At 58.6% G+C, this 18710-nt stretch carries 17 protein-coding genes and 2 pseudogenes; 7 read left to right on the plus strand and 12 right to left on the minus strand.

Features of this window, described 5'->3' with window-relative positions:
* Window positions 1–48 precede the first annotated feature (48 nt).
* The 4 genes from QMY55_RS16965 to QMY55_RS16980 all read right to left on the minus strand — a co-directional run bounded on the left by QMY55_RS16965 (window position 49) and on the right by QMY55_RS16980 (window position 2753).
* Window positions 49–897 carry a replication initiator protein A gene (locus QMY55_RS16965; RefSeq protein WP_283485330.1) on the minus strand — a complete coding sequence of 283 codons (849 nt, stop codon included), beginning with the start codon at window positions 895–897 and terminating at the stop codon, window positions 49–51.
* 26 nt (window positions 898–923) lie between these two features.
* Window positions 924–1205 (minus strand): helix-turn-helix domain-containing protein, encoded by a 282-nt coding sequence (locus tag QMY55_RS16970; protein ID WP_283485331.1) that lies wholly within the window; start codon window positions 1203–1205, stop codon window positions 924–926.
* Between the two features lie 75 nt (window positions 1206–1280).
* Entirely contained in the window at window positions 1281–2084 is an 804-nt protein-coding gene (locus QMY55_RS16975; protein WP_283485332.1) for a DUF2285 domain-containing protein, read from the minus strand.
* Window positions 2085–2405: 321 nt separating this feature from the next.
* Entirely contained in the window at window positions 2406–2753 is a 348-nt protein-coding gene (locus tag QMY55_RS16980; RefSeq protein ID WP_283488996.1) for a DUF2958 domain-containing protein, read from the minus strand.
* A 265-nt stretch (window positions 2754–3018) separates the two neighbouring features.
* Here QMY55_RS16980 and QMY55_RS16985 point away from each other — a divergent pair, with 265 nt between their 5' ends.
* The 3 genes and pseudogenes from QMY55_RS16985 (at window position 3019) to QMY55_RS16995 (ending at window position 4480) form a co-directional block, all read left to right on the plus strand.
* Window positions 3019–3309 (plus strand): helix-turn-helix domain-containing protein, encoded by a 291-nt coding sequence (locus QMY55_RS16985; protein ID WP_283485333.1) that lies wholly within the window; start codon window positions 3019–3021, stop codon window positions 3307–3309.
* 34 nt (window positions 3310–3343) lie between these two features.
* Window positions 3344–3502: pseudogene (locus QMY55_RS16990) on the plus strand (HNH endonuclease); the annotation flags it as partial.
* A gap of 72 nt (window positions 3503–3574) precedes the next feature.
* Entirely contained in the window at window positions 3575–4480 is a 906-nt protein-coding gene (locus QMY55_RS16995; RefSeq protein ID WP_283488997.1) for an HNH endonuclease, read from the plus strand.
* A gap of 308 nt (window positions 4481–4788) precedes the next feature.
* Here QMY55_RS16995 and QMY55_RS17000 read toward each other — a convergent pair whose 3' ends face one another.
* Window positions 4789–5103 (minus strand): DUF736 domain-containing protein, encoded by a 315-nt coding sequence (locus QMY55_RS17000; RefSeq protein WP_283485334.1) that lies wholly within the window; start codon window positions 5101–5103, stop codon window positions 4789–4791.
* Window positions 5104–5813: 710 nt separating this feature from the next.
* Between QMY55_RS17000 and QMY55_RS17005 the strand changes: the two genes are divergently transcribed.
* The 3 genes from QMY55_RS17005 to QMY55_RS17015 are packed head-to-tail and all read left to right on the plus strand — an operon-like array spanning window position 5814 to window position 7446.
* Window positions 5814–6320, plus strand: coding sequence for a MarR family winged helix-turn-helix transcriptional regulator (locus QMY55_RS17005; RefSeq protein WP_283485335.1), 507 nt, complete (start codon window positions 5814–5816; stop codon window positions 6318–6320).
* Window positions 6317–7093 carry a HEAT repeat domain-containing protein gene (locus QMY55_RS17010; RefSeq protein WP_283485336.1) on the plus strand — a complete coding sequence of 259 codons (777 nt, stop codon included), beginning with the start codon at window positions 6317–6319 and terminating at the stop codon, window positions 7091–7093. Before QMY55_RS17005 ends, QMY55_RS17010 begins: the two co-directional genes overlap by 4 nt.
* A 14-nt stretch (window positions 7094–7107) precedes the next feature.
* Window positions 7108–7446 carry a DUF6616 family protein gene (locus QMY55_RS17015; protein WP_283485337.1) on the plus strand — a complete coding sequence of 113 codons (339 nt, stop codon included), beginning with the start codon at window positions 7108–7110 and terminating at the stop codon, window positions 7444–7446.
* Between the two features lie 148 nt (window positions 7447–7594).
* On the opposite strand, the gene QMY55_RS17020 is transcribed toward QMY55_RS17015, so the two are convergent.
* The 3 genes from QMY55_RS17020 to QMY55_RS17030 all read right to left on the minus strand — a co-directional run bounded on the left by QMY55_RS17020 (window position 7595) and on the right by QMY55_RS17030 (window position 10844).
* A complete protein-coding gene (locus QMY55_RS17020; RefSeq protein WP_283485338.1) occupies window positions 7595–7804 on the minus strand; it encodes a hypothetical protein in 210 nt (69 codons plus the stop codon).
* A 61-nt stretch (window positions 7805–7865) separates the two neighbouring features.
* A complete protein-coding gene (locus QMY55_RS17025) occupies window positions 7866–9935 on the minus strand; it encodes a ParB/RepB/Spo0J family partition protein (protein ID WP_283485339.1) in 2070 nt (689 codons plus the stop codon).
* Between the two features lie 81 nt (window positions 9936–10016).
* Window positions 10017–10844 carry a DUF932 domain-containing protein gene (locus tag QMY55_RS17030; RefSeq protein WP_283485340.1) on the minus strand — a complete coding sequence of 276 codons (828 nt, stop codon included), beginning with the start codon at window positions 10842–10844 and terminating at the stop codon, window positions 10017–10019.
* A gap of 1068 nt (window positions 10845–11912) precedes the next feature.
* Here QMY55_RS17030 and QMY55_RS17035 point away from each other — a divergent pair.
* Window positions 11913–12786, plus strand: a pseudogene (locus QMY55_RS17035) (IS5 family transposase).
* 221 nt (window positions 12787–13007) lie between these two features.
* Here the strand turns inward: QMY55_RS17035 and QMY55_RS17040 are convergent.
* The 4 genes from QMY55_RS17040 to QMY55_RS17055 all read right to left on the minus strand — a co-directional run bounded on the left by QMY55_RS17040 (window position 13008) and on the right by QMY55_RS17055 (window position 18678).
* Complete coding sequence (locus QMY55_RS17040; RefSeq protein ID WP_283485341.1) at window positions 13008–13820, minus strand: HNH endonuclease; 813 nt, start codon at window positions 13818–13820, stop codon at window positions 13008–13010.
* Window positions 13817–15538, minus strand: coding sequence for an ATP-binding protein (locus QMY55_RS17045; RefSeq protein WP_283485342.1), 1722 nt, complete (start codon window positions 15536–15538; stop codon window positions 13817–13819). The genes QMY55_RS17040 and QMY55_RS17045 overlap by 4 nt, the downstream gene beginning before the upstream one ends.
* A gap of 2 nt (window positions 15539–15540) precedes the next feature.
* Complete coding sequence (locus QMY55_RS17050) at window positions 15541–17169, minus strand: restriction endonuclease subunit S (protein ID WP_283485343.1); 1629 nt, start codon at window positions 17167–17169, stop codon at window positions 15541–15543.
* A 93-nt stretch (window positions 17170–17262) separates the two neighbouring features.
* Window positions 17263–18678 (minus strand): class I SAM-dependent DNA methyltransferase, encoded by a 1416-nt coding sequence (locus tag QMY55_RS17055; protein WP_283485344.1) that lies wholly within the window; start codon window positions 18676–18678, stop codon window positions 17263–17265.
* Window positions 18679–18710 lie beyond the last annotated feature (32 nt).

Genomic DNA, 18710 nt, shown 5'->3' on the forward strand with positions numbered 1-18710 from the left:
CACCTCTTACTCCTGATAGCACGACCCCATCCACAGCTTGTCCCGCTGTTATCCCCGTGCCGTCTGCGGCACGGGCCGGAAGGTCAGCAATTCCATGTCGTCCTCGGGAATCCGCACGATGCCCAGCTCGTATCCCGGCAGCGATTGCCGGGCGACCAGCGCCCGCAGGTCGTAGGCGAAATCCGAAAACCGCGTGCTGCTGCCCGACTTGCGGTGCAGATGCCGGAAGTCGAACTGCCAGCCGTATTCCTGCCTGCCGCCATGCTTGCGCACCAGGCGGTACAGCCAGCGCTCGATGCCGCCCGTGAGCCGGAAGTACGCCGGGTCGATGGTCAGCACCAGAGCAGCGTCCAACACGCCGGCATAGAACCAGTCCGGCAGGATCAACTCGATGCCCAGTGGCGTGCCTCTGGCATCGGCCAGTTCCTTCCATTCGTTGATCCACGAGAAGCGGTGTAGCCGTCTTCCCGTGGTTTCGCGGATGGACGTGGCTACCGTGGTCGATTGCAGCCGATCCAGCGCGGCCTTGAGACGCTGGTAGTCGCGCAGCGACTTGCCGCGCCCGATGAAGCGCAGGATCTCGTAGGGCGTGGCCTGCATCCGCCGGGACGGCTGGATGCCCGCGTCCTTGGCTTCGACGATCTGGCTTGCCGCCCAAATCAGGATGTCGGCATCCCAGATCGTGGCAATGCCATGCTCCTGCGTGCCTTCCACGCGAATGGTGATGTTGCCGCTGCGAAAGTCGATCGGCGCGGTGCGCCGCGACTTCGCCAGCGAGAAGAACGGATAGGCCATCAAGTCCTGGGCATCGCGCGGTGCCATGTCCTCGCCCGGCAGAGCGCGGAACAGGTCGAGCTGTTCGCGCTGCGGCAAGGCGTGCCCTGGTGGGCGGGACATGGCGGTGGCCACCGGCGATGCGCCGATCAGCGCGCACGGCTGTCAGCCGAGTGGTGCTCGGCATATTCAGGATCGGAAGTGGTCTCGAAGCTGCGCGTTTCCGCCCAGGCATCGAGGTCGACCACCGCGTACATGACGCGGCGACCGAACTTGCGAAACTTCGGGCCACCACCGATGACGCGCTGTTTCTCCAGCGTGCGCGGTGACAGGCGCAGGTAGTCGGCAGCCTCATCGTTGGTGAGATAGCGTTGGGGTTGTGCGGGTGTGGCAACGGGAGCGGTGGCAGGCCGCAAGGGAGCGGGTCGCATGGGATGTACCTCCATCAAGCCCGGCCACACAGCGCAGCCGGATAGAGGCAGTCTCAAGAAACTTGAGGCTCTTGCTCAGGGACGTTCTGCTGCGGATGCGAAACGTCCCCCCTCATGCGAAGTGACAACCGGAAGCTTTGCCAGACGGCGATAACCGCCGCGCATCAGCCCATCGCCACGGCGCACCAGCCGCCGCACGCGGGCGCGCAGAGCGCTGTCGGCGTGCCAGTCGGCGGCAACAGCATCCACACCAAACAGCCCTTCGGCCACCTCCCGCAATGACGCACCCGCCAGGGTTGCGTCCAGCGCCTGCAGCGTGTGCAGTTCCAGCAATGCAGACAGCGGCGGACGTGGCCGGACGGTCGCCGCAGGTACGGCACCGGCGGCGGCGATCTTGTTCAATTCGCTCGCCAGGGCCGCATAGCGCTCGCAAGGCGCGGCGCAGGCTCGGATGGCATAGGCGTAAGCCATGCCATCAGCCAAGCCTGGTGCGAGCACGAAGCGCAGGCAGCAGCCGGGCCAGCGCGCCACCAGCACCAGGCGCTTGCCGTCATGGATCAGGTGTTTGTGGCCCGGCAGCTTCCAGAACTCAAAGCACAGGGCATCAGGCGGTGGATCGGCATCCGGGTAGAGCTGCACCACGGCATCGTGATCGGGGAACCAGGCCGGGTGCGCGTCCCGCGCATCCAGCGTGGGATCTTCCAGCAGGCGCAGCCCCCAATGCCCGGCGGCATCCGGTTGGCGACGATGGCGCAGCCAATCGTGCCGATAGTCTGGATGACGGCGCAGGTACTCCCAGGCCAGCGCCGGGCCATCCAGGTGCAGAACGTAGAGATAGGCCGCCGTGGCATACCACGGCTCGGCACTGCGATCAGCCATACGGCAACCTCCCTGTGCTGGGGGTGCGTCGCCACGGCGAAACGGCGTGCTACGAGGCCATCGTCAAAACGTCATGGGTGAAGCGTAAACTGGCAGTGTCAAGACCGATGAACTCCGATGCGTTGCTGAAATCGTCCGAGTGCGACGGCGGCAACGCTCTCCAATGGCATGCCGCGTCGGTCAGCTTGCCACAGCCCGCGCCAGGCATCATGACCGTTTCGATCTGGCACGCACCGCTTCGGTGCAACACTGCCGATTCAGACCGAACGGGTCACAGACCAGACCGAAATAGACACAGTGCGCCCCGCTTGGCGGTGGCGCTCAATCGGTGATCGAGCCGTTGTCTTCGGCCAGGCGCAGGTATTCCGACAGCCGCCGCACCGGCTGAAAGTAGCGATCCCGCATCACGGGCTGTTGGCGCGGCCCGACGATGGATGCCAGGTCGGACAGCTTCACCGTTCCCAGTGCAGGCATGCCAATCCCCAAGTCGATCAGGCCGTGGGCAGTATCGTCATCGGCTGGGTCGAGCGAAGCCAACAGCCAAGTGGCATGCGCATCTGGCGTAAACAGGCGCACCACAGGCATCGGATCGGTGTCCTGCCCGGCGGCGCGGGCGTGGCCGTTGGCCAGCAGGCACATGCGCTCGTCGGTGGTGATGAGCGTGGTCATGGCTGTACGTCCACGGACTTGCGGAGCAGCAGAGGCGCTTTCACGCATTCCAACGAAAGCACCAATGTGCAATCCCACGTATCCGCAGAGACGTAGAGGCACGAAGGCACATGCACGTATGTCAGGAAAGACACGGATCAGGCTCTCCGCTTTTGAAGAAAGCCGCCGATGCGGATTTCAGTAAAGGCACAAAAACAGGTGAGATTGGATGAATGAGTTAAATATAACGTGGTTTTAATTGTGCTGCGAATCGACGCTTCTGTCTATGCAGAAGCGAACCGTCCAGCGCGGCCGACCGGCCGGCTCCACCACCTTCGACGCCGAGCTGGCCCAGGCCTTCGGCGCGGCGGTGCGTGCGCTGCGCACGGAACGCGGCATCGCCCAGGAAACGCTGGCCAACCTGGCCGGCGTCGAGCGTTCCCATATGGGCAAAGTCGAACGCGGCGAGCACCAACCTACGCTGTCGCTCATCATCAAGATCGCTGGCGCGCTTGAATGCAGCTCGGCCGTGCTGATGAGGAGGACAGAAGAGTTACTGGGAGTAGTCAAGTCGTAGCCGCCGAAGCGCTGCTTTTTGATCGGGAGTGTTCATGAAAAAATGTTGGCTTTGCTCCAACCCATTGGAGGGCAATCACCGAACGGGTGAGCACATCATTCCCAGTGCAATAGGTGGGCGCAAGGAAGTCCACGATTTCATCTGTAGGAGTTGCAATAGCACACGAGGCGACGCATGGGAGGCTGAACTCGCAAGACAGTTTCTCTGGTTTTCGAGTGCAGCCGGAGTCAAACGCGGTCGAGGCGGCACACACCCAGACTTCAAAGTGGAAACAGCATCGGGAGAAAAGCTAAGGCTTAGGGCTGACTCTGTATTGGTACCCGATGGGCACGATATATCTACCGAAGAGTCAGGCAACAGGATAGAAGTTGCCATTCGCGCAAATGATCCAAGAACCATAAAGAACTTGCTCAAAAAGATTGCTGTCGATCACCCAGAATTCGATTTCAAGAACGCCACTACCCACTCTGAACAAGTAGACAGCTACTTGGACGAACCGCTCTGCATGAATTTCCGCTACGGTGGCCCGGCAGCGGGAAGGTCTATGGTCAAGTCGTGCCTGGCCCTCTTGTCTGAGGTTGACCATATTGAAACGAGCAACTGCGTTCGGGCACTGGCTTACCTATTAGATCCGAGCCTGGATGCCCCAAGCCCCTGTTACTTCTTCTTCGATGCTGATCTGGTTGAGAACCGACCACAGAATCACCTTTTCCACTGTGTTTCCGTGGTTGGTCAGCCACAGGAAGGACGAATCCTCGGATATGTAGAACTCTTCAATTTTGCAAGGCTCCTTATTCTTATCGCTGATGAGTACAGTGGCCCGGATTTTCAAGAGACCTATGCCATTGATCCCGTCGAGGGGAAAATGCTGGATTTAGCCATTGATTTCAGCCTTGTGGGCCGCTTGGATGACTTGCCAAAAATAGCGAGCGAGCCACCAAAGATGTACCTTGAGGCTTTTCAGCATACTGGTAATCTTGTTCAGGACCTTAACGATGATCGAGTCAGAACGCTGGCGATATCGAAGGCCAGGGAGGGTGCGTTGAAAGCACTGGGCTTGGCCCCGTCGGCGGAAGAAGTACCCCCTGAATTGAAAGACGAATGGATTCGCCTATTTATGCAGAATCTCAGGCCATACATCGAATCAACAATTAGAAGGGCAGCGCCATAACCCAGCTGTTCCCGCGGAAGCAAGCGGAGCGCGCAGCGCTGCAGGTGCGAAGGCGTGAGGGATTGAAGCCGGATGGACATGACGCCATTGGCGGCACGGGGCGCAGCCCGAAAGCCCGGCGGCGCATCGCGCCGACACGCCATGATGCTGTTTTTGCTGCCACGGGCTTCGAGCCATTCGACCATCACCGATGCGATGCCGGCCCTGGACATGCAGGGCATGAGACAACCGCCGAAACCATGTGCGTGCGGCGCTGCGATCAGCAGCATCGCGCCCCGCCGCAAGGGACGGGGCGCGGTGGGCGACCGTCAGGCCGCCTTGGGCTTGCTGCGCGACCAGATCAGGTCGTGCGTGCCGTCCTCGTTCTCGATCAGGCGGGCATAGACCGTCGCCGGGAACGAAGGATCGTCCAGGGATACGGACAAGTAGGGCCGTCCGGCTTCGCTGGTCTTCTTCCACGCCGCGCCGATGTCGTGGCCGGCCGCCTGAAGGCGGAAGTCGGGGGCGCTTTCGTTCTCGCCCTTGGCGTTGGCAACCAGCTTGACCTTGACGTTGAGGGTCAGGGTGCGAAGCGTGCCGGTGAAGCCGTCTTTCTCTGCGGTGAAGGTGCCGATGTTTGCCATGATGAATTTCCTTTCGGTTGAACAGGGTTCGCGCCCATCGCGTCCTGTTGTGATCCGACCGGCGGGGGACGGGCTGGCTGCACCGCTTGCGGGCGCAACGTAGTGGAGCGCCTGGAAGCGGAAACAATTTGTCCCGCGAGGAATGCGCGTAGCGCAGGGGAAATTGTTTTCGCTGGAAGGTTGCAGCAAGCCCGGCCACCGCCAGGATTCACAAACAGACAGGACGCCTTGGGCCGACCCGCTCCGAAAGGAACATGGCCGACTCGGCTCCCCGCGTGACGGCTTCACCGGCTTGCGTCCTGGCACGGGCAAGGACAACGCCCAACGACAAAGTGAAAGCGTCCCTGACGTAGCAGGCGGCGTCTTGCCCGAGGCGTGGCGTGGAAGCTCCATTGCAAGGCCCGGCGGCGTGTCGGTGAACCGTCCTTCGTGACGTACAGGCGACGAACTGCCAGCGTCGAGGACGGCACGCTTTCGTGCAACCTGCGGCAGCAAGCCGGGGCGTAGGCCCACAATCCCTGCCCAGGCGGCGGGACGCTCACTTCACCGCAAGCGCAGGCGCGAAGGCGTGAGGGATTGAAGCCGAATGGACATGGCGCCATTGGCGGCATGGGGCGTAGCCCGAAAGCCCGGCGGCGCGTAGCGCCGACACACCCTGTACGACTTCCAACATATATAATTAGCCACCATACTATATGGTGGCGACAATCATGGTTTTGGAACAGAAGTACCAGGCACTGCTACAGGAAGCGCAGCGGCGGCAACTCCCCGACGTGGCAGGCATCCGCCTGTGTTTCCAAACCCTGTCTCTAGCATCAAAGATCGACCGCGATTGCGCGGCGCTGCTGGCCCCACATGGTCTCTCCGAAGGCCGCTTCGTACTGCTCTTTCTACTCGATGCGGCCAGCGAAGGGCTGGCCCCCAATGCGTTGGCCGAACAGGCAGGCGTCACCCGCGCTACCGTGACGGGCCTGCTCGATGGCCTGGAGCGCGAAGCCCTGATCGAGCGCCGCGCCGACGCCAGCGACCGCCGCGCCCTGCGCATCCGGCTAACCCGCAAAGGTAAACAGGTCGCCAGGAAGGTCTTCGACCAGCATGGTCGTTGGATCGCTGGCTTGTTCGGCAATCTGTCCGCCTCTGAGCGCGAGCAACTGGCCGGTCTGCTTGACAAGGTAGCGGGCAACGTCGGTACGTCCTGCAAGCGGACACGCCAATGAACGCGGCGACTCAACGCAAAGGTGCCACCCGCGCCGCCGACATCCCTGCAGACGTGCTGCATGCCCTGTCGCACGGCGAATTGCAAAGCGCCACATTGGCCGAAGGACTGGCGCTCGATCAGGCTCGGCTTCTGCGCACGGTGTTCCCGCAACTGTCCCGTCACACCGTGCAGCGCACGGATGCCGCCTGCCAGTTTGGCATTCTCAAACGCATGGCCGGCATCGGGGCCGCACTGCTGGAAGAATTGGGCAACGATGGCATCACGCAATGCCAAGGCCATGCCTCGGACACCGTGCGCGGCTGGGCCTGCTTCATGATTGGCTCCCAAGCCGGGCTATCGCTGCCGCGCCGGCTGGCCGCCATTCGCCCCTTGGCCGATGACGCACATTTCGGCGTGCGCGAATGGGCCTGGATGGCCATTCGCCCTCATTTGGCTGAGGATCTGGACGATGCCATCGCGCATTTGACGAAGTGGACAACCGAACCCTCCGAACGTTTGCGCCGCTTCGCCAGCGAAGCCTTGCGGCCGCGCGGCGTGTGGTGTGCCCACATTGCGGCGTTCAAACAGCAACCGGAACGGGCGCTGCCGGTTCTCTCGCCGTTGCGCGCCGACCTATCCGTCTATGTGCAGGATTCGGTGGCCAACTGGCTCAATGACGCTGGCAAGGATCGCCCCGATTGGGTGCGCGAGCTATGCGCGCAATGGCTGCAAGGCCATCCCACCGCCGCCACCCATCGCATCTGCCAGCGCGCCCTGCGCAACCTGAAATGAAGGAGCACTCTGCCATGTCGCACTATCTCGTCGAACTCTATACGCCCAATGCCGCATGGCGGGCATTGCCAGTCGAAAACCGTCAGCGATTTCTGGATGGCATTCAGGCTGCAATGGGCGAACTGTCCAGCCTGGGCGTTGAAGTGTTGGCCTTGGGCGAAACGGATAAGCGTATCGACCGCGCCAGCGAACACCGTTTTTTGGGTATCTGGCGCTTCCCTGACATCCAAGCCAGAAACGCGCTGCTGGCTGGCATAAAGGCGAGCGGCTGGTACGACTATTTCGACCATGTGAATGCTGCCAGTGACGCTGGCGGCTTTACTACTCACTTGGCCGCATTGGCGGCCGGGTGATGATCTTCCGCCACGCCACCGTCTGATTGAAGGCGGCGGCGTGGCGGGTTGGCTTTGGGCCTTGAAACCGGGCGCGGCCGCCGCCGCGCCCGGATTTTTGACCACCAGCCCCAGGGCAGAACGGCTTGGGGCTGGCACGAATGAGGGGCTATTCCTTCGTCTCGACAATCCACCACACGGCACGCGGCAAGGCGCGGCCCGTGATGGGATGCAGGTCTGTCAGATCGGCGCTGGCAGTCCAGCCGCGAGGCGGGCGGTAGCCGCGCACATCGCCATCGCCATGCCAGCGGCGGGCGCGTACCGTGCCGGGGGCGTAGGTCGCGGCCATGCGGGGGCGGTTCGTGGTGTCGTGGCTCATGGGGGGAATCCTTGGCATGAAGCGCCCCGGCCGGAACCGGGGCGCTATCTGTGGTGCAAGGTCACGCGGCCAGTGCCTCGGCCTGCGGCTGTTCATCCGCCACGGCGGGGACTTCCTCCGGCTGTTCGGCTTCCACCGCCGCCGCGTCCTGCTGCGGGCCTTCGGCGCGGAAGATGGCGGGCATCCATCCGGTGCCATCGGCCAGCCGTTCGGCTTCGCTGGCGATGTCGCCTTTCTTCAACTTCGCCAGCCGGGTGACGTGCGAGGGTGCGAACGCGCCGACGGCTTCCAGAATCGCGGCCTTCGGCACACGCTGGAAATAGCCGTCTGCGGTCGGCTGCCACCATGCCGCCATGTCCAGCCCCACGGCCTGCGCCAGTTCCGCGCCCGGCTGGTGCGGCGTGGCGCGGGGTGTCACCACGTCCACCGTGGAAGCCACGCACACGGCCAGCAGCCGCACCAGTTCATCCTGCGATTTCGCCAGCAGCGCGGCGAACAGTTCGGCGCTGTCCTCCGGCAAGGCTTCGCCCGCGACTTCCTGCAAGGTGCGCAGCGCCACGGCGGCAGGCGATTCCGACACGTCCGGGGCAAGGCTTTCGAGCCGGTCTTGCTGTTTCAGGCTCACACCCAGCGGCAGATCATGGCCGTAGTAGCTTTCCTGCAAGACGGTCTGCACCATGCCATGCACCAGTGCGGCCAACGCCACCTGCGGATGCCGGGCGACTTCGATTTGCAGCGCGGCGGTACGGTGAGCACTCAACCGCTGCGCCAGACGGTCAGACATGGCGGCGGTCTTGGGCGGGTCGTCGTCCTCGCCTTCGTCGTCGTTGTCGGCTTCGCCTTCGCTGGCGAAACCCTGCCGCAGCCGTTCCAGCGTGCGCAGCGCCTTGGCTTCCGCTTCGCGCAGCAGCCCGCGATGAATCACGGCCTGCCCGTCGCGGTCGATGGTGACGATGGCACCGGCTGCGGCCTTCACGTTGGCCGCATAGTCCAGCAAACCATCTTCCAGCGCCTGCAACTGCTCGCCCAGGCGTTCGCCTTCCTCCTGCAAGGCGTCGGCCTTTTCTTCGTCCTCGGCGTCCAGGGCGGCATCCACGGCCTCGGCCAGCGCCTGCATCTTGGTTTGCAGCTTCTCGATGCGTTGGGCTTCGCGCTTGTTCGGGCTGCGGCGCTGCCTCGGGGCGCGCTGGAAGGCTTGCAGGTCGGCATGGGTCGCGCCGGGGGTGGCATCCACCCATGCCCAGCCTTCGGCCTTCACCTCGGCGGCAAGGCTGGCCAGCTTGTCCTGCGCCAGCCGTTCCAGCAACGTGGCATCGGTCAGATACACGCCACTATCGGCTTCCGCGAACAGATCGCGGCGGGTGCCACCGCCTGCGGCCTCGTAAGCATTCAGCCCAACGAAGCGCACCAGCGGATGCCGGTGGGCATCAATCTCGCGCTCCGTCAGGCGGTCGCGCAGGTTGTGCGGGCTGCGCTGCCATGTCGGCGCATTGTAGAACGCGGCTTCCTGTGCGGTGTGGTCGTCGGTGATGGCAAGTGCCATCAACTGGTCAAGGCTCACGGCGTCGGCTCGATAGTCGGCCAGCAGGCGCGGCGACACGTTGGCGAGTTTCAGGCGACGCTGCACCACCAGCGGCGTGACGCTGAAATCGGCGGCAATGTCCTCGATGGGGCGGCCTTCGGCCACCAGCGCGGCAAATGCCTCGAACTGGTCGGCGGGGTGCATGGCTTCACGCTGCACGTTCTCGGTCAGGCTGGCGGTGCGGGCAGTGCCATCGGCCACCAACAGGCAAGGCACCTCCCATTCCTTGCTGATGCGGTGCTTCTTCGCCAGCAACTTGAGGGCGGCAAGGCGACGGCCTCCGGCCACGACTTCGTAACGCTCACCGTCAGCGGTCGCGGTCACGATCAGGTTTTGCAACAGGCCGACACGCTGGATGCTGGCGGCGAGTTCAGAAATCGACATGCGCGGGGTCTTGCGCACGTTGCGGCCCGTGGGGCGCGACACCAGCCGCGACAGCGGCACCAGAATCAGATTCTTGCTCGGGTCGGCGGCTTCCAGCAGCACGGCAGGCGCGGCGCTGGCTGCGGCGTGGATGGCTTGGGCTTCGGTGTGGTTGATAGCGTTCATGGTGAAAACTCCTTGCGATGATGGAATGCAGCAGCGAATAACGCGGCAAGGGTTGCTGCCAGCCCCTGCCGCGCAGGGAAATCAGGCTTTCAACTGGCGCAGGCCATCAGCCAACAGCCACAGGGCGCGATTCAGGCGCACATCGGAATCAATGCCCTGCACCGGGCGGGTCTGCTGGCGGCGTCCGTTGGCGCTGCGTCCAGACAAACCACCTTTGGTCAGGTTTTCCTGTACGCGGTTGAAGGTCATCCACAAGTCCGGGCGGCGGTCGTCGAACCGGCGCGGCATCAGGATTTGCGATTCGGTGATGGGTGCGGGCTTGTCCGGGTCGTCGTACTTGAGCGACAGCGCGGCGCGGGCGAACACCTCGGCCTCGCCTTCGTCCAGCGTGATGGCCTGCATGGATTCACGGGATTCCAGCGCACGGTCAAAACCGTGCAGCACCTGATAGGCACCTTCGATCACTTGTCCGGCCACGTCGCCCTTATGCGGCACGCGCACATCGGCCACGGTATCGCCGCACACCAGCCCATTGCTGCACACGAAACGGAACATTCCGGCCAGCATCTGGTAGCTGCTGGTGCCATCGTGCGAGTTCAGCAGGATGATTTCGTTGGCTTCGCTTCGGGCGTTGATCTGGCTGGCATGGCGCAGCCGGATCATGTGCTTGGTGTAGTCGCGCCGGTCTTCGTGGCGGGTGCGGGTCTGCGTCACCATGAAGGGCTGAAACCCTTCCTTGCGCAGTTCGGTCAGCACCGTGGCGGTGGGGATATAGGCGTAACGCTGGGAACGGCTTTCGTGGGGTGCGTCCGCAAAGATGGATGGCGCTACACGGTGAATCTGGTCATCGGACAGCGGGGAATCGCTGCGCAGTACCGGGGAACGGGAAGCGAAACGGGATGCAAGCATGGTCTTTCTCCTGACGAAAAGGGTTTGCTGTTCAAACCGCACACCGGATTCCTAGATTCGGAGCCCAGCCTTTCGGCTGTTCGGTGCGGTTGGCACGAGGAACCCGGTTGGCCCTGATGCCACCGTCTTTCCTGAGTTCATCGCCCGCGACGGTCAGGAGCCCACGGACGTGGGCCGTCAAGGAGAAAAGCGTCAGGTAGGTGCGGCCCGCAGGCGCAGCCGAGGACACGGCCTGGCGCGCCTTGATGGCACGCGGCCACGGGCTACAGTCGCGAGCAAGGTGATGGAGTCAGGAGAGACGGCTGGACATGGCAACGGCCGCCGCGATGTGCAGACCGCACGCAAGCGAAGCGCGCAGGCCCGAAGCTGGAAGCCGGGCCGTAGGCGTCAGCCGAGCGGAGCGAGGGAACGATGGAAGCCCGAAGGGGCGAGACGCCGCAGGCGGCTCGATGCGAAGCACGACAGCGCGACCGGCCATGTTTCCTGGCCGGGGACGCCCATTCAATCAGCGATGGACGTATAGACTAGATGCCCTGGATGAAATGCTACTGGTTCGCAAGGGTTTCTGCGTCTGCCCAGCCGGGCAACGGTATCGAGCAGTGCCAAGCACAGCGCCCCAGTTGGGGGCAAGGCATCGGCACCGAGCGCTGCAGAAAAAAGCGCGTCGGCCCGAAGGAAAAAGCGCTGAATGGTCGCCGCACGGTCACTGCGCTGTCATCGCCTGCAACGGCTAAAACACGCCGCGTTGAAAGATCACACATGGCTGCCTGTCTTCGATCGGCGACGGCAAACATATCTCGTTCCAGGTGCGTTAAGCGGCGTGTGCGGTACGCCTGTTTGGGATCTGCAGCCGCTTGTCTGCGAGCAAAGACGCCGCTTGTCGGAGACCGGCGCGAGAAAGCCATCGTCGGAGAGATTCTGAAGATCCAGACACGAGCCTCAATCGGTCATCGCTGCATGCCCATGCGCAGGAAACAATCCAGCAGAACGGCACCAGTGTCTAAGGATCCTCTGCACGAATCCACGCCTGATGTGCTTGCAAGGGCCTGAAGCCCAGACAATACAGACATGAAGCAAAGCAGCCTGGGCCTGAGCAACACCGTCAAGCGCACCCGCAAGCGCGAATTCCTGGACGCCATGGAGCTGGTGGTTCCTTGGGCTGAACTGGTAGCGCTGATAGCGCCCTACGCCCCCGAGAGTGGGCGGCGGGGTCAGCAGCCCTTTGCGGTGCAGACGCTGCTGCGCATCCACTTCATGCAGCAGTGGTTCAAGCTCAGCGACCCTGCAATGGAAGAAGCGCTGCATGATGTGCCTGCGTTTCGTGACTTCGCAGGTCTGGCAAGCCAAGGGCTTGCAGTTGAAGGCGGGCACCGTGGTGGATGCCACGCTGATTGCGGCCCCCAGTTCCACCAAGAACCAAAGTGGCGAGCGTGACCCCGAGATGCACCAGAGCAAGAAGGGCAACCAGTGGTACTTTGGCATGAAGGCCCACATCGGGGTGGATGCCGACTCGGGCCTGGTGCACACAGTGCGGGGCACGGCTGGCAACGTCAGCGACATCGTCGAAGCCAACAGCCTGCTGCACGGGCAGGAGACAGATGCCTTTGGTGATGCGGGCTACCAAGGGGCGGACAAGCGCCCCGATGCCAGGCAAGCCGTGTGCTGGCACGTGGCCATGCGCCCAGGCCTGCGCCGGGCGCTGGACAAAGACAAGCCTCTTGATGATCTGATCGACCAGCTGGAGCGCACCAAGGCGCGCATCCGGGCCAAGGTGGAACACCCCTTCAGGGTGCTCAAGCAGCAGTTTGGATATGTGAAGGTGCGCTACCGTGGTTTGAAGAAAAACACGGCGCAGATCGTGACGCTGTTTGCCCTGTCCAACCTGTGGATGGCCAGGCACAAGCTGAAAGCCATGGCACAGGTGCGCGTGCAAGGGGCGTAATGCCCACGAAATCGGGGAATTGCATCCCCCTGGAGGCGCCTGGACAACGTTTGGGCGCCTTGCTGAGGCAGGCTTTATCTCACGGACGGGCGTAGCTCACTTCCAAGTAATTCGTGCAGACCTTCCCTAAGTGCTGCAGGGAAGACAAACGTATTGTTCAAGCGGCACATGCTATTTTCCGTCCATAGCGATCTCAAGCCGGCACAGGAACCAGTCTTTCATCAAGTTTCCAACAAGGTCTGGATCCAAGAGTGAGCCATATCCCTCTCTCCGCTCAACAGAAACCGCATTTCGCCGCTGAAAGCACTGTCGACATGAATAGATTTCAATATTCGCGCAGCCACCCTTTTGAACGCTGGCTCTTGTAAAGCATCAGATTGTGTCGCAATGAACAGTGCCTTTGCCTCCTCAATATCCCCTAAAAGCTTTACAGCTTCTGAATGCCGCAGTTTGCAAGTTGGCTCGTGATGCAAATGGTATATTTCTATCGAAATATCTGCACGCTGGCGTTGCTCGGGAATATCACTCGTGGCACAAGGCTTCCCATTCTCTTTTCTGCATCCTAAAAGCCGCCAATCCCCGACTTCGCAAGGATCGACCAGAATTGGTCGCTCGCCAGTGACAGACCCTGGCTCATAAACTCGGCGCGCCTCGTCTAACAGTGGGAACCTATCAGCCTTTCCACCGGCAGTGTCACCCTCGATATCTTTCCGGCGAGAATTGCAGAACGTGCAGGCATACCGAAAATTCGACTGTTCAAAAGCGAGCCAGCGATAACCTCTATGCTCATTCTCTGCGTCTCTTACGCGGCCTTTCGGTCGAAAATGATCAACGGCGTTATCCGAGCGAGGAACTGAAACTTCGCAATACCAACACTTGTCATTAAAAAGATTCGCCAATCCGTCTTTCAGTTCTCTCCAGATCCGGGCATAATCATCTGGATTCGCACCATTCTCGACTGCAATTTTTGCCGCAGCCGCACGCTCCAGCCAACCATCAGGCAAACGCAATCGCGTCGAGTCAATGTACCTCACTGATCGGGCTCCTGCTTATCGCGCTGCTCGGCAAGTAGTTCCCGAATGAGTCGCTGCCCCAACTCCTCCCGCTCTTCGGACTCCATTGCTATTGACCGGTTAGCTAACTGCTCCGGATCGTCCGACTCAAACTTAGCGCGCAGTGCAGCGCTTCTCAAGCGTAGGTAGCGGGAATACTCTTCATCGGGATGGAAAAATCGAAACCCAAGTCGTTCCAATTTAGAGTTAATTTCAGATAGGGCTGCGAGCTCTTCAGGTGTCAAGTGCTCTTTACCTGCGTATGCCCTTTGCCGCTCTAGGAGCAAATGCGTCGGCTGATCAAGCGTTGAGGCGATACCAAACATATCGCTTGTTACAATTGCAGCGTAGCCCAGGCCGCGCGGGTCAAGTTCCGGGTGCACGGCGACAATGCGCGTCGATTCTGCATCCTTTGATAACTGCAGAATTTGAACCTGCTCCCGCACAAGCTCTGCAATTGCCAGCGGATTATGAGTGGTTAACAGTATATGGCTATTTTCCCGATCATCATTACTTTGACCAGCAAAGGTTCGTAGATAGTTGAAATAGTCGACGGCCCAACGTGGATTTAAGTGCGTATCGGGCTCATCCAGCAAGAAAAGACTTTCACTTTCAGCTGTAAATCTAAGCAGGCCTAAAACCGTCAATAGCTGTTGTTCGCCTTCGCTAAGTTCACGAAAGGTAACTGTCCCGTCATTCTTTTGGAGGCGCACCCGAATGCGTACTTCATCAATTAGCTGGGAAACGTGGGTGCTTTCCATGTCACGAAAAAATTCAGCCGGACGCTGCTCACCCACCAGTTTGCGGAGCGAGGCGATGTCTTTAACGTATAAATATTTGAATTGAAGTACCTTGTCGCTCCAAAGGGAAACGCGCTCACGACGGCTGAGCTCGACTGGGGCCAATGCAATATTGTAGAGGCGGTCCAGAAAAGAGGCGACGACTCCCTTAGCACGCCAAAAGCGAGGGTCTCCTTCTTTAGATGCCCAAGGGGGCTCTCGCAGTACAAATAAAACCGACTCGATCCCCTCATCTGGATCAATACCCAAGTGTTCGGCCAAAAAATTCCTTACATCATCGGACTGCTGAATAAGGAATGCCAGCAGGACAAACTGGCTATGTACTGGCATGGCATAAAACAGTCTTTTTAATCCAGGATCCTCCCCCCGCCTTAATTTTTTATCAAAATCCTCCAAGTATGGACGGAATACTTGATAGAGCCGGTCACTTTCACCTGAATAATAGGCAAATACATATCGCGGCAAATACCCGAATTTAGGATCGAAGAAACTCTTCAGCGGAATTCTTTTTCCTCGTAGGGCGGAGGTTTTCGAACTTATCTCGAAAGAGGCGTCGAATAACTCATCGCTTTTAGCCTCTGCGTCTGTTGCGACATGAATAATAAGTGAATCACGCGGCCGATCCGGGTCAGCATCAATATTGACGTGCAACGCAGTTGAACCAGAAGAAATCCTGTATTCAAGATTGAATGCAAATGCAGGTTTTCGCGCCCCTTGAATGAAGTCCCGGAAGATGGTAGCAAGCGCCTCAAGTACATTTGACTTTCCCGTGCCATTCCATCCAATTACGACCGTAATCCAATGCTGCTGATCAAAGTCGATTGAGACATTTTTTAGATTTTTGAACTGATGCGTAGGGCTGCTTTTCGGGCTACCTATGGTGATCCTATCTAGGCGCATACTTACACCGCCTTCAAACGGATGCGGTCGTAAATTTTACGTCCCTGATCGTCATTGACGGCCTCCGTCTCCAGCTTTCCGGCCAAATCCAAATCTCGCAATTCCGAATACAATCGCTCAATCTCTTCGGTAGACGCTCCGTCGCCGATTCCACAGCGCTGAAATACGTCTTGCGCAGGAAGCCAATTCTTCGCCTCTGTTAAAACCTGCTCAAGTGTTCTTTCTATCGCCATGAGTTTCTCCCGTGTCTGCCCCTGGTAGATCTGCTTTCGACTTTGAATTTTTCTGGGTTGTGCCACAAATTCTGCTTTGACACGCTCTAGCAAAGCCGACGCTGGTTCGTCACCTGCGTTTTGAGGAATCAGTTGTCCTTCAAAAGCTTTGGAGAGGAGTGCAGTGTCGAGCTTTTCCAGCAACTGAGAAGCACCACCGTGACTGGCAGCGACCCGATCTAACCACATAAAAGTGCGTTCTATCCGACGAACAATCTCTACCGCTTCCTCAAAAGGAGGAACCGGCAGTGGCAGAGCCGCTACCTTTCTTTTACTGATCGAAGCTAAATTTGTCGTCTGAGTACCTTCATCAAAAAAATATTGTTGACCACGCTCGTTAGAAAAATGAGAGACAAATTCTGGCGGCAAGGTCGCCGGTTTCATACGGATACGGAAAACGTGATTTTGGTGAATACATTCGTCAACTTCACCATTCCAGACCCACCCCCGCCCCAACTTATCACGATCGCCCCCTTCGTTCATGAGCACGTCACCCTGTGCTAATAAAAGACGGGCTTTCTCTTCCGGGGTGACGAAAATCGTCTTGATCTCGTCAAGATTCAACCATCCCCTTTGAACATTGGCCACACGAAGATACGACACCTCAACTAGTTCTTCCTGTCCGCTTCTACGTTTCCCAACTTGGATTCCGCTTTGAATTTCACTGATATCGCCCAATCTTTGTATCGTCCACCCTTCGGGAAGACCAGAAGTAGTATCAGAATTACTGCCGCGAAGATCGGCTGTCAATTTTCCCGAGAAAGCTAATTCAAGCACTGCGGACTTATATGCCGCTAGTAGAGAAGGAATCTTCTTTAATTCGCTACGAGCACGCGCACTACGGGAAATCAAATTATCTATCTTGGCGACGATACGCTCTTGTTCTTGGAGAGGGGGCAGCAATAAGGGGTGGCTCCTTAAATAATCTGCCGGAACTCTTTGCTGACCAACTGCGCCAGACATTACTTTTCGCGCGTTATCCCGAAAGCTCTGTTGGCGGATGAAATACCAAAGAAATTTCGGAAGAACCGCCCCTTTGCTTCGAAAGACGTGAAATTCCGTAGAGCCGAAACCTATCCCATTAGTAAGATTGGCAGCAACGGCAGCCTTTCCATTCTCCATGGAAGGCGTAATCTTCGCGAAGATCACATCATTTTCGGCAAACTGAGTGAACCCCTTATTAACTTGTCTAAGGGGGCGCCCCATCGGAGTGGCGATCGTCCCAGTTATTTCGCTAACAGCCGCCATAGGAACAAATGTTACGAACTCATCTGGCGAAAGATCGACTGATTTGCGTGGGTTAACTTCCGCCACATCTGCAATATTAACGCTCACCCATCCCTGAGGAAGCTTACTCATATGTGGCCTCCTCGAAAACTGCATTCACCTCCAGCCCGCGGCCGTCTAAATAGGCAATTCCCTGAGTCACTGCCGAAACCAAGTTCGCGGCGATCATTTGTCAGTCTCCGAGCTCTCAGCCAACTCGTCGGCAACCGCCTCTATCTCGCTCAGCGCGGCGCGTAGATGAAGTAGAATTGCCGCAGAAATGTCATCTGGTTCTGTAAGTCCATCTTCAGGATCTGCCTCCGTTTCAGAAAGCCATGAGATATTCAAATTATCGAATTTCTCGGCAATTTCTTCTCGACTAAAGCAGCGCCAGCGCCCCCCTTTACCTTGATCTTTACGTAATTTCATTGCCTCAAGATCAACGCCATATACGGCCTCGAATGAGGAGAAGTCCGCAGCCTGCAGGGGTCTTTTCTTTCCATATCTTGGGGCGTCATGGCGCATATCGTAAATCCATACGGCCCGAGTATTCCCAGTATTCTTTCGGCCACGGGTAAAGAAAAGAACATTCGTCTTCACGCCTGGACTATAGAATATCCCGGATGGCAATCTCAAAATCGTATGAAGATCGCAACGATTCATCAGATCTTGTCGAATTTTTCTTCCCACTCCGTCTTCGAATAAAGCGTTATCAGGGAGTACAACTGCTGCGCGACCACCTGGCTTAAGCCCTAAATATATATGCTGGAGAAAAGCGAGCTGCTTGTTGGTCGTGGCGTAAGCGATATCATCTCGTTGCTTTCTAGCGCTCCCAGCCTTTGATCCAAAAGGCGGATTTGCAAGAATGACGTCTGCGGGGGAGAGATCTTCTGCATCTTTTGTTAGTGCATCACCAAGAATCAGATGAGCCTCAAGTCGATGGAGGAACGCATTCATGAGGCAGATGCGATACGTCCCTTTCTCAATTTCCACACCCTCATATCGTGGAGGATTACTCTTGTACTTCTTTTCACTCACTTGAGAACGCACATAGTGATCTGCTGAGATCAAGAAACCTCCGGTGCCGGTGGCCGGATCCTGTATCACTTCCCCCAATCGTGGCTGAAGTAGCTTAATCATACAATCCACCAGGGGGCGCGGCGTAAAATACTGACCCGCACCGGATCGTGCATCCTGAGAGTTCTTCGCAAGCAGCCCTTCGTAAATACCCCCCATGCCATCAAATGTTATTGAATGCCAGTCAAGCTTTGCGATTCCATCAATAACCGCCTTGAGGTTTTCTGAATGCGAGAATACGGTTGTCGGGAAGGCATAAATTTTGCGCACTGCTTCGCTTGAAGCATGCGCGCCTAGGTACGTAAGCATTTCCCGATAAAAATCTAGAAGATTATCACCCTTATAAGCGACAAGATCGCTCCATCGTCTCCCATCTGGAATGAGATTCTCCGTCTTATTTTCCTCTGCAATTTTAAGAAAAAGAAGATAAGTCAGTTCCGAAATGTATTCGTGGTAGCTAACACCATCACCTCGAAGGACATGACAAAGGTCCCATATTTTTTGTACGATACTTTCAGAATTCATAAATCCGACCTGGTAACTTTATGGCTTAAGAC

Origin of the sequence: Comamonas resistens (assembly GCF_030064165.1) — a bacterium.
GTDB classification, from domain to species: Bacteria; Pseudomonadota; Gammaproteobacteria; order Burkholderiales; family Burkholderiaceae_C; genus Comamonas; species Comamonas resistens.